Annotated in this window: 6 protein-coding genes, 4 tRNA genes and 1 pseudogene; 4 read left to right on the top strand and 7 right to left on the bottom strand. The window is 67.6% G+C overall.

The features are described 5' to 3' along the window. The 3 genes from JX283_RS06655 (at window position 1) to JX283_RS06645 (ending at window position 411) form a co-directional block, all read left to right on the top strand. Window positions 1-76 (top strand) — tRNA-Gly (locus JX283_RS06655). Between the two features lie 41 nt (window positions 77-117). Beyond that, window positions 118-191: transfer RNA gene (locus JX283_RS06650), tRNA-Cys, on the top strand. Window positions 192-335: 144 nt separating this feature from the next. Beyond that, a tRNA-OTHER gene (locus JX283_RS06645) sits at window positions 336-411 on the top strand. A 91-nt stretch (window positions 412-502) separates the two neighbouring features. Here JX283_RS06645 and JX283_RS06640 read toward each other — a convergent pair. The 7 genes and pseudogenes from JX283_RS06640 to nrdD all read right to left on the bottom strand — a co-directional run bounded on the left by JX283_RS06640 (window position 503) and on the right by nrdD (window position 9,435). Further along, window positions 503-1,276 (bottom strand): anti-sigma factor antagonist, encoded by a 774-nt coding sequence (locus tag JX283_RS06640; RefSeq protein WP_204829878.1) that lies wholly within the window; start codon window positions 1,274-1,276, stop codon window positions 503-505. A 275-nt stretch (window positions 1,277-1,551) separates the two neighbouring features. Further along, window positions 1,552-2,565 (bottom strand): cation diffusion facilitator family transporter, encoded by a 1,014-nt coding sequence (locus JX283_RS06635; RefSeq protein ID WP_239652516.1) that lies wholly within the window; start codon window positions 2,563-2,565, stop codon window positions 1,552-1,554. Further along, complete coding sequence (locus tag JX283_RS06630; RefSeq protein ID WP_204829877.1) at window positions 2,562-4,847, bottom strand: SpoIIE family protein phosphatase; 2,286 nt, start codon at window positions 4,845-4,847, stop codon at window positions 2,562-2,564. Before JX283_RS06630 ends, JX283_RS06635 begins: the two co-directional genes overlap by 4 nt. 197 nt (window positions 4,848-5,044) lie before the next feature. Next, window positions 5,045-5,135 (bottom strand) — tRNA-Leu (locus tag JX283_RS06625). Window positions 5,136-5,450: 315 nt separating this feature from the next. Beyond that, window positions 5,451-5,657: pseudogene (locus tag JX283_RS06620) on the bottom strand (hypothetical protein); the annotation flags it as partial. 915 nt (window positions 5,658-6,572) lie between these two features. Then, the gene (gene nrdG, locus JX283_RS06615; RefSeq protein ID WP_204829875.1) at window positions 6,573-7,142 is read right to left on the bottom strand and encodes an anaerobic ribonucleoside-triphosphate reductase activating protein; all 570 of its coding nucleotides are present in this window, start codon (window positions 7,140-7,142) and stop codon (window positions 6,573-6,575) included. Between the two features lie 70 nt (window positions 7,143-7,212). Beyond that, window positions 7,213-9,435: an anaerobic ribonucleoside-triphosphate reductase gene (gene nrdD / locus JX283_RS06610; protein ID WP_204829874.1), complete on the bottom strand. Its 2,223-nt coding sequence runs from the start codon at window positions 9,433-9,435 to the stop codon at window positions 7,213-7,215. 482 nt (window positions 9,436-9,917) lie between these two features. Here nrdD and trpS point away from each other — a divergent pair, with 482 nt between their 5' ends. After that, window positions 9,918-10,967, top strand: coding sequence for a tryptophan--tRNA ligase (trpS, locus tag JX283_RS06605; protein ID WP_204829873.1), 1,050 nt, complete (start codon window positions 9,918-9,920; stop codon window positions 10,965-10,967). The last annotated feature ends 2 nt before the right edge of the window (window positions 10,968-10,969 follow it).

Here is a 10,969-nt window from a genome sequence, read left to right as displayed (position 1 = left end):
GCGGACATGGCTCAGTTGGTAGAGCATCACCTTGCCAAGGTGAGGGTCGCGGGTTCGAATCCCGTTGTCCGCTCCAGTGTTTATCAGGGCCGGTTTCGATCGGCCTTTTTATTCTCTGGCGACGTGGCCAAGTGGTAAGGCAGAGGCCTGCAAAGCCTTTACCCCCAGTTCGAATCTGGGCGTCGCCTCCAGACAGACCGGCCGGCCCCGCGGGGCCGGCCTTTTTCTTGCCGCACACCCTCCACGACTGATGTGGCAGATATGCCCGGAGCCTGATTTGCCGACTTTCTGCCTTGCGCCGCCCGCCGAGGCTGCTATAGTAGTCGAGTCTTCACGCGGACNTGGCTCAGTTGGTAGAGCATCACCTTGNCAAGGTGAGGGTCGCGGGTTCGAATCCCGTTGTCCGCTCCAGAATCTCCAGGCCGCCTCCGGGCGGCTTTTTCTTTGTCAGCGCTTCCCCTCCCACGGCGCCGCGCCATGGAAAAGGCCCCCGCAGGGCCCTTCAGGCGCTCATGATCATGCGCAGCCCCTCCTCCAGGGGATTGAGCGGGCGGCCGAAGAGCTTCACCAGCCGCACCACGGTCCCGTNACCGAAGGGCTTGGCGTGGATCTCCACGCTGTCGCAGAGCAGGCGCATGATCTTGATGCCGCGACCGTGCTCGAGGGTTACGACCGGCTCCTCGTCATCGCCGATCTCGAAGCCAGGCCCGTTGTCCACGGCCTCCATGACGAGGCGGTCGGGGTAGACGGCCACCGTGAGGAAACCCGTGCCCTGCGGGGTGTGCAGCACGCAGTTGCCCATGGCCTCGCCGGCGGCGAGCGTCATGTCGAAGACCTCCGACTCCTCGAGAGGCAGGCCCTCGAGGAGCTCCCGCAGGCAGTCGCGGGCCATCTCGAGGTTCTCGGGCATGATGCGGAGCGTGAGCCTCCGGAGCGGCGAGGCGCCCGGCGGAAGGGGCGGTACGGGTNCCAGGGGGCGGCGTCTGGCGGAACAGGGCACGAAGGGGAGCAGGCACCCCACGCCGAGGGCGTGCATAACGCGCTCGGAGACGTTCACGAGCGTNAGCGACCCCCCGCGGGAACGGGCGGCGCGGACGACCGTGAGGATGGACGCCAGGCCTGTGGAGTCGACGTAGTCGGCCTTCTCCATGTCGAGGACGATGCGCTTGCAGCCGCCGTCCACGAGCTCGAGCAGATGGCCCTTGAGGGCGGGGGCGGTGACGACGTCGAGGTTGCCCTGGACGGGGACGAGCATGCAGTCGGAGATGATGAGCATGTGACCTCCTGTCTGGGCTCTGTCCCCTGGCGTTTTGTCGCCCAAGACTATTCCCCGTTGGGGGAGGCGGCACGCACTGTCAACCCGTCTCCCTTATTCATATTTCCTCACGGTATCTGATACCCACCTGCGAGCGACCTCAACAGGTCGACTCCGCCGAACAGTTAGCGCGTGCCACAGGATGAGGAAATAGGAGAAGCACACCCTGGGTCGCAATAACGCATTGATTGGCGGCTTCACCGCCGTGCACCCGCAGGCCGACCGCCCGGAGAAGCTCAGCGGGGNCATCGGGGCACCGGCTGCCCGGCGACGTCACCCGACGGAGTATCCCCAGCGCCGGTACTGTGTCCGCCCACCGCGGCGGCACCGAGGGCGGCGTCGTCGGCCTCGCCGAGGCGCCGCTCCAGCGCTGTGTCAGGCTCGATATGAACGATTACTTCACCGACCTCACCGAAGCGGTCGCGGAGCCGCGCCCCCACAGCCTCCCCCACCCCGTGGCCGTCCAGCACAGTCATAAGGGGGTCAACCAGAACATGGAGGTCGACGAAGACCTCCCCCTCGGTTCCCCGTGTGCGGATGTTGTGAACCGAGCGGACGCCGGGCACCTCGGAGGCGCACGAGCGCACCTCCCCCTCGTCGAGACGGGCGGCGTCGGAGAGGGTCGTGCTCGCGGAACGGAAGACCTCCACGGCCGAGACGGCGATGGCGGCGCCCACGACGAGGGACACGACCGCGTCAGCCACGGGGAAGCCCATCTGGACCACGACGAGGCCGACGATGACCGAGACCGAGACGAGGGCGTCGGAACGGGTGTGCAGCGCGTCGGCCACGAGCACCTCGCTCTTGAGGCGGCGGCCGCTCAGCCGCTCGCCGCGGCTCACGGCGAGGTTCACGGCGAGGGTGCCCACCATGACGGCATAGCTGCCCACGTTCACCGTGACGGCGTCCCGGCGCCCCATGAGGGCGCCGACGCCGTCGGCGCAGAGGTTGAAGGCCGCCACGACGAGCATGACCCCGATGGCCACGGAGGCGTAGGTCTCGAACTTCGCATGGCCGTAGGGGTGCCCGCGGTCGGGCGGCTGCGCCGCCAGCGACGCGCCCACGATGCCCACCACGTTGGAGAGGGCGTCGAAGGCGCTCGCGACGCCGTCGCTGCGCATGGAGAGCGAGCCGGTAGCCNGGCCGTAGAGGAACTTCGCGGCGGCCACGACGAGGTTGAGGGCCATGACCACCCAGAGCACCCTCACGATGTCGCGGAGGCGATTGCCGCGGGTGTCGGCGGCGGTCACGAGGGGGCCCCGGCGGTGCTGTCGGCGTCCAGGCCGTCGAAGCGCACGGCCATCATGGCGACGTCGTCGTCGAGGCGGTTCTCGGTGAACTCGTAGAGGGTCGCCATGATCTNGTCGGNGATGTCGTGGCCGTCGAGGTCGATGTTGCNCACCACGGCGTCGCGGAGANCCACCTCNCCAAAGAACGTGCNGTCGGCGCCCCGNGNCTCTGTGGCTCCGTCGGTGTAGAGCAGGAGCTCGTCGCCAGGCCGCAGGCGCACGTGGCCGTCGCGGTAGACCATCTCACGGAAGGCCCCCACGACCCCCGACTGTACGCTGAGGAGCNCGGTCTGCTGCTCCGCGGGGTGCAGCAGCAGCGCGGGCGGGTGGCCGGCGCAGCAGTAGGTGAGCGTGCCCTCCGCGACGTCGATGACGCCCACGAACACGGTAGCGAACGTCTCGAGCCGGGAGAAGCCCAGAAAGAAGTCGTTGAGCGANCGCACCATGTGGGAGGGTGCCAGACCCTCCCATGAGTAGGCGCCGAGGGCCGTGCGGACGGCCGCCGACACCGACGCCGACTGCACGCCCTTGCCCGCCACGTCGCCCAGGATGACGCAGGCACGGGTGCCGGGCAGGCGGATGAGGTCGTAGAAGTCGCCGCCCACATCGGCCGTCTCGGTGGCCGAGTTGTAGATGGCCTGCGCCGTGAGCCCCTCCACGTGCTGGAGGTGGTTGCCCAGGCCCGACTGCAGCGTGTGGCTGATGAGGGCGTCCTGGGCCCGCTGGGTCTGGCGGCGCTCGAGGCGGTGGACGTCCTGCACGAAGCGCTTGAAGTAGGTGTACGAGAGCGACGGGAGGGCCGTGCCGCCGTCTTTGGTCACGAGGAAGCCCCGGGACTCGCCCACGAGACGATCCATGATCACGAGGACGCCGTCGTTGGCGATGCACTTCNCGGACANCCAGNCCNGTAGTCTGGCGAGCTTGGAGAACGGCCAGATGTGGACGTCCTCGTAATGCCACTCGTCGTCTCGGAGCATGTCCACGTCGAANGGGAAGTCGACGAGCTCGCCGGCGGGCGTCTTGATGAACAGGGTGTCCTGGTGGAGGTTCTTGAAGATGGGCATGAAGGAGCAGCCCACAGCGGCCGCCATGGCCTCGAAGGCGTCGTAGTAGTCGAGGAGCGTGGCCTTCTCCCCCAACCCCTCCAGGTGCAGGAGGCGCTCGCTGGCGGCGTTGGACACGCGCTCGTTGGAGTGCGCCCTCGCCGAGAGCGTGGCGGTCATGAGCTCGTTGGCGTGGTGAAGCGCGAGGATGTCGAGGACCTTGGCGTCGTGGCCGTGGAGGGCATGCGGGGCGTTCCACCCCACGAGGGCCACAGCGACGACCGTGGCGTCGTAGACGATGGGCACCGAGAAGAACGAGACGAGCGGCAGCGACTCGAGCTCCGGGGCCCCATGCACCTCCTTGGTGGCCTTCTCGGAGAGGACGACCTCGCCGTCGAGCCCGCGGTGGCGGTCGAAGGCCNGGGTGTGCCGGACCTCCCCCGCGAGCGACGCGAGNCGGTCCTGGGACGTGATGTAGGAGGGCATCTCCCTGCCGTCCACGTCGCCCGTGAAGCTCTTGAGGGCGTAGCCGCCCGATCCGGCCAGGTAGAGCGCGCCGGCGTCCGCGTCAACGGCGTCGCGGAGCTCNGAGACCAGCATGTCCCGGACGCCGCTGGCGTCGCCCGACACCACGGCGCCGCCGAGCTCGCTCNTGAGCGCCACCACGTCGGCGGGCCCCTCACGGCCGATGGAGGCCACGCGCACNTCGGCGTCGGCCACGGCGGCGACCTCGTCCGAGGAGAGCGCCGCACCGTCCACCGAGACGTCAGACGTCGGCCGCGGGCCGTCGGGCTCCGGGGCGCTGGCCACCGACGTGGGCCGTGCCACGAGGAGGAACGACCCGTCGTCCCCCATCGCGCGGGCACGCACCACCACGCGTACCTTGGTGCCCTCCGTGGGGCGTCGGCAGAGGAGCGTCGCCTTGGAGCCGTCCAGGGGGAACGGGAGGCGGTCATGGGGGTTGGGGATGCCCGACAGCGGCAGGAACAGGGCGTTGACGTCGATGCCGAGAAGCTGCTGGCGCGTGAGCCCCGAGAGCGACGCGAGGTTCTCGTTGGCGATGATGACGCGCCCGGAGGCGTCGTAGCCCGCCACGGCGTCGTCGACCATGGCGAGGATGTCGAAGACGGCGTTGAGNCCGCAGAAGGCCTTGATGCGGCCCCCCGTGTCGGTGGCCGTGATGTTGCTGCCTAGGATCATGGCTCCCCCGCCCTTCCGACGCACCAGGGTGCCTCCGGGCACCTTCCTGCCGACCCGGCGGGAAGGTGCGGTCCCCCAACCAACGCGGTCGGTATCGAGGATACTCGCACCGCCGCACGATCGTTCCCAATCTCTGAAAAAGATTGGCGCGACAAGAAAAAAGCCCGTGTCCCTTGGGACACGGGCCTCGTTCTCGATGGTGTCGGAGGCGGGACTTGAACCCGCACGACCTTTTAGTCAGTCACTAGCACCTCAAGCTAGCGCGTCTGCCAATTCCGCCACTCCGACATCGGTGGTGCGAAGAAGATACTAGCACAGGCCTCCGGCGGCGCAACCGAGAATCTCGACCAATCTCGTCAGGCCGCCACGGAGGGCTCCCCTCCCCTACAGGAGGCCCGTCCCACACGACGGCCCGGTGGGCGCCGTCACAGCAGGAGATGTAGCAGCGGCCGCACCCCATGCAGGCGTCCTGGTCCACCTCCGGGTACACGCGGCAGTCGCGGTCGAGGTCCTCGACGGAAAGGGTGTTCGGCACCGCGAGACCCACGAGGTCGGCGAGGGAGTCGACGCCCTGGGACCCCATGTAGCGGGCGAGGCCGTCCTTCATGTCCTCCGCGCCACGCGGTAGCCGTACTGCATGACGGACGTGGTCACCTGCAGCGTGGTGGCGCCCATGAGGATNAACTCGCAGGCGTCGCGCCAGGTCTCGTTGCCGCCGATCCCGGAGACGGGGAGGTCCGCGAGCTCGGGGGCGGAGCGCATCTGCTGGAGGAACCGCAGGGCGACGGGCTTCACGGCCTTGCCGGAGAAGCCGGAGACGGCGCTCTTGCCGTTGACGACGGGCCGAGATCCACGTTGGCCACGGACTTCANGGTGTCGACAGCCACGATGCCGTCCGCCCCGCCCTCGAGGGAGGCCTTGGCCACCGCGCGCATGTCGGTGATGTTGGCGTCGTCTTGGCGAGCACCGGCAGCGACGTCCCGCGCTTGACGGCGGCGGCGTAGCGGCGGCAGNGGTCCGGGTTCACCCCCACGTCGGAGCCCATGGCGTGGCTCGTCATCTGGGGGCTGGAGAGGTTCATCTCCACCATGTCGGCGCCGGCGGCCTCCGCGGTGCGGGCGAGCTCCTCCCACTCGCCCTCGTCCTGGCCCATGAGCGAGGCGATGAGGACGCCGTCGGNTACTCGGCCTTGAGGCACCGTATGGCCGCAAGGTCGCTCTCGAGCGGGTGTTCGGCGATCTGCCCCATGTTCTTGAAGCCCACGAACGGCGTGCACTCCTTGGTGAGCTCGTCGAAGCGTGGGGGCACCTCGTTGACCTTGAAGTCGTCGGTGTGCAGGGTCTTGTAGACCACGCCGCCCCAGCCGGTCTCGTAAGCCTTGGCGCACATCCCGTAGCAGTTGCCGACGGGGGACGAGGAGAGGCAGAACGGGTTCTGGAAGTGGACGCCGAGGAANTCGANGGAGAGGTCGCGACTCGCCATAGTCACTCGTCCCCTTTCACCGACTCGCCTCCTCCACAGCGGTCGAAGGCGTGTAGGCGCGGCGCCACCCCGTCTCGTAGGGACAGTCCATGGGTCTCCTTCCGCTGGGTCGACGCGGCAATGCGGCCTTACGGCTTTNNAGGTCGATGCCCCGAAAGGCGATAAGACACCGTGCAGCCCCCGTGAGAGGGGCCGCACGGTCGGCAAATGATTTTGAGATGTATCTAAGGGAGTTTCCCGGCCCTAGAGGTGCAGCTCCTGGCAGCCCATGGAGTGCTGGGCGAACACCGGGTCATCCTCCCAGAGCACCGTGCGACCGGCCTCGAGGCTCCGGGACACGTCGATGATGCGCTGGTTCTGCGAGCCGCGGAACCTCAGGGTGATGTCCTTGAGCTCGTGGACGAACGGCCCGTCCACGAGCACGTCCACGGACCGCAGGAGCCNTTCGGNGACCTCGGTGTGGCGGGGCGAGGAGGGGTCGAGGAGCTCGTCGAGGACGTCGCCCGTGTACACCCACACGTCCTTGCCCGGGCACTCGGCGCGGACCCGCTCTAGGAAGGGAGCGAGCGCCCGCTGGTTGGACGGCTCCATGGGCTCGCCCCCGAGCACGGACAGGCCCGCTATATAAGAGGGGGCGAGGGAGTCGAGGACCTCCTGTTGCAGCGCCTCGTCGAAGGCGTCGCCATAGGAGAAGTCCCAGGCCACCTCGTTGAAGCAGCCGGGGCAGCGGTGGGTGCAGCCGGAGACGAACAGGCTCGTCCGCACACCGGTGCCGTTGGCGATGTCGCAGTACTTGACGTTGGCGCAGTTCATGGGACCTCGATGGAAGGGCGGGCCGCCCCGNGGGGCGGCCCGGTCGGCGGTGACGGGTATGGGGCCGGACCTAGAGGTGCAGGACGCGGTCGCGGATCTCCTCGGTGCGGCCCTGGTTCCAGAACTGCGTGCCGANGTAGCCGCAGGTGCGCCGGGCGACGTTGAGGGTGGTCTGGTCGCGGTTGCCGCAATGCGGGCATTCCCACACGAGCTTGCCGTCGTCCTCCACGATCCTGATCTCTCCGTCGAAGCCGCAGGCCTGGCAGTAGTCGCTCTTGGTGTTGAGCTCGGCGTACATGATGTTGTCGTATATGAAGCGCAGCACGCTCATGACCGCCTCGAGGTTGTCCTGCATGTCGGGGACCTCGACGTAGGAGATGGCGCCGCCCGGGGAGAGGCGCTGGAACTCGCTCTCGAAGCGCAGCTTGGTGAAGGCGTCGATCTGCTCGGCCACGTGCACGTGGTAACTGTTGGTGATGTAGCCGTGGTCGGTGACGCCGGGGACGACGCCGAAGCGGCGCTGGAGGCACTTGGCGAACTTGTAGGTGGTGGACTCCAGGGGCGTGCCGTAGAGGGAGAAGTCGATGTCCGTGGCGGCCTTCCACTCGGCGCACTTGTCGTTCATGTGCTGCATGACGGCCAAGGCGAACGGCGTGGCCTCGGCGTCGGTGTGGCTGTGGCCGGTCATGTAGCGCACGCACTCGTAGAGGCCGGCGTAGCCGAGGCTGATGGTGGAGTAGCCGCCGAAGAGCAGCGGGTCGATGACCNCGCCCTTGGGCAGGCGGGCCAGGGCGCCGTACTGCCAGAGGATAGGCGCGGCATCCGATAGCGTGCCCCTGAGGCGGTTGTGGCGGCACATGAGGGCGCGGTAGCAGAGCTCCANGCGNTCGTCGAAGATGCGCCAGAACTCGTCCATGTCGCCGCCGCTGGAGAGGGCGACGTCCGGGAGGTTGATGGTGACCACGCCCTGGTTGAAGCGGCCGTAGTACTTGGGCTTGCCCGGCTCGTAGTCGCCGNCATTGGCCACGTTGCCGTAGCCGTTGCCGGAGCGGTCGGGCGTGAGGAAGGACCGGCAGCCCATGCAGGTGTAGACGTCGCCCTCACCCTCGACCTCACCGGCCGAGAGCTTGAGCTTGCGCATCATCTTCTCGGAGATGTAGTCGGGCACCATGCGCTTGGCGGTGCACTTGGCCGCAAGCTGGGTGAGGTAGTAGTACTTCTGGCCGGGCTCGAGGNTGTCCTCCTCCAGCACGTNGATGAGCTTGGGGAAGGCGGGGGTGACCCAGACGCCGGCCTCGTTCTTGACACCCTCGTAGCGCTGGCGGAGGGTCTCCTCGATGATGAGGGCGAGGTCGTGCTTCTCCTGGGCGTCGCGGGCCTCGTTGAGGTACATGAAGACCGTGACGAAGGGTGCCTGGCCGTTGGTGGTCATGAGGGTGACCACCTGATACTGGATGGTCTGGACACCGCGGCGGATCTCGTCGAGGAGGCGCTCCTCGACGATGCGGCCCACCTGCCCTTCCTCGGGCTCGATGCCGAGCTCCTCGAGCTCGCGCACGAAGTCGCGGCGGATGCGGCGGCGCGAGACGTCCACGAAGGGCGCCAGGTGCGTGAGGGAGAGGGACTGGCCGCCGTACTGGCTGGAGGCCACCTGGGCGATGATCTGGGTGGCGATGTTGCAGGCCGTGGAGAAGGAGTGCGGCTTCTCGATGAGGGTGCCGCTGATCACGGTGCCGTNCTGCAGCATGTCCTCGAGGTTGACGAGGTCGCAGTTGTGCATGTGCTGCGCGTAGTAGTCGGCGTCGTGGAAGTGGATGATGCCCTCGGCGTGGGCCTCCACCACCTCGCGCGGCAGCAGAANGCGGTTGGCGAGGTCCTTGGACACCTCGCCGGCCATGTAGTCGCGCTGCACGGAGTTGACCGTGGGGTTCTTGTTGGAGTTNTCCTGCTTGACGTCCTCGTTGTTGCACTCGATGAGCGAGAGGATGCGCTCGTCGGTGGTGTTGGAGGTGCGTTTGAGGCTCTGGACGTAACGGTAGGTGATGTAGTTGCGGGCCACCGAGAAGGCGCCCTTGGCCATGATCTGGTCCTCCACCATGTCCTGGACCTCTTCCACCGTCACGGTGTGGCCGCAGGCCTCGCACTCGGCCTCGACGGCGGTGGCGGCGTCGTCGATCTGCGCCTCGGTGAGCCGCACGGGTTCGGGGACGGTCACGTTGGCCCCCCGGATGGCGTTGACGATCTTTGCGACGTCGAAGGTCGCCNCGGACCCGTTGCGCTTGATGATCTTCATTGGGACTCNCCTTGGGCCGTGCGGTTTGACGGTGAACCACATCATCTTGTGGTTGAAATCGANGTGTCTCCGCGGCCTGCCGACCGCGGAGACACCTATGATACGGAGGCTCCGTCACGAGGAACAGACTTGACATCGGTCGTGTGTAGTGGTGTGCAAAAGTCCCCTGAACAACAATCCCTNGAAGTAGGACTACCATAAAACACAATATGTGGTGTATGACAACCATGGGACCATTGGAAGGACAATCAGGGGCTTCCTGGGGCACACGTTTGGCCGAGAGCGAAACACCCAGCTCCAGGGCCCTCCCCACGCCCCGCGGGCCAAAGCCGGGAACCCCGGGTAAGACACAAGATGTTGTGTCTCGCGGTGGGCGGCGGTCCCGCCGTGGCCGGACGGGCGCCCCCGCCAGGGCCGGCACCGGGTAGTATAAGGGGGTTGCAGACGCGCCCCGCCACCGGGGCACAACCAAAGGAGGAACCATGGCAAACGAGGAGAGCTTCGCCGAGGCGCAGAGGCGGTCCGACGCCATGTGGAAATCCCTTGGAGAGGACGGTGGCGCCCACACCCTCCTCTCGGGCGACCGCCCCACGGGCCGCCTGCACCTGGGCCACTACTTCGGCACCGTGCGCGNGCGCGTTCGGCTCCAGGAGATGGGCGTCAACACCAACATCCTCATCGCCGACTACCAGGTGATCACGGACCGCGACACCACGGCCCATATCACCGAGTACGCCTACGACATGGTCCTCGACTACCTCGCCGTGGGCATCGACCCCGAGCGGGCCACGATCTTCTGCCACTCGGCCGTGCCGGCGCTCAACCAGCTCATGCTGCCGTTCCTCTCCCTCGTGAGCGAGAGCGAGCTCCTGCGCAACCCCACGGTCAAGGCCGAGCAGGAGGCCTCGGGCCACGCCCTCACCGGCCTGCTCCTCACCTACCCCGTGCACCAGGCCTGCGACATCCTGTTCTGCAAGGCCGACTGCGTCCCCGTGGGCAAGGACCAGCTCCCCCACATCGAGCTCACCCGCAACATCGCCCGGCNCTTCAACGAGCGCTANGGCAAGGTGTTCCCCATGCCCGTGGGCCTGCTGTCCGACACCCCGCTCCTCCCGGGCCTCGACGGCCGCAAGATGTCCAAGAGCTACGGCAACTCCATCGCCATCTCCATGACCGCCGAGGAGACCGCCAAGCTCATCCGCAAGTCCAAGACCGACTCGNAGCGCACCGNCANCTTCGACCCGGAGAACCGCCCCGGCGTCTCGGCCCTCATCACCACGGCCTCCGTCATGACCGGCCGTGACCCGGAGGAGATCGCCGACTCCATCGGCGACGCCGGCGCCGGCGCCCTCAAACGCTACGTCACCGAGGTCGTGGACGACTACATGGCCCCCATCCGCGAACGCCGCGCCGCCTTCGCCGCCCAGCCCGTCCTCGTGCGCGAGATCCTCCACGAGGGCAACCGCCGCGCCAACGAGGTCGCCGACGAGACCCTCGCCCAGGTGCGCGAGGCGATGGGCATGGTCTACTAGAC

This window comes from Olsenella sp. CU969 (genome assembly GCF_905219715.1).
GTDB classification, from domain to species: domain Bacteria; phylum Actinomycetota; class Coriobacteriia; order Coriobacteriales; family Atopobiaceae; genus Granulimonas; species Granulimonas faecalis.
The sequence above is the reverse complement of the archived record's forward strand: the minus strand, read 5'-3'. Positions and strand labels throughout refer to the sequence as shown.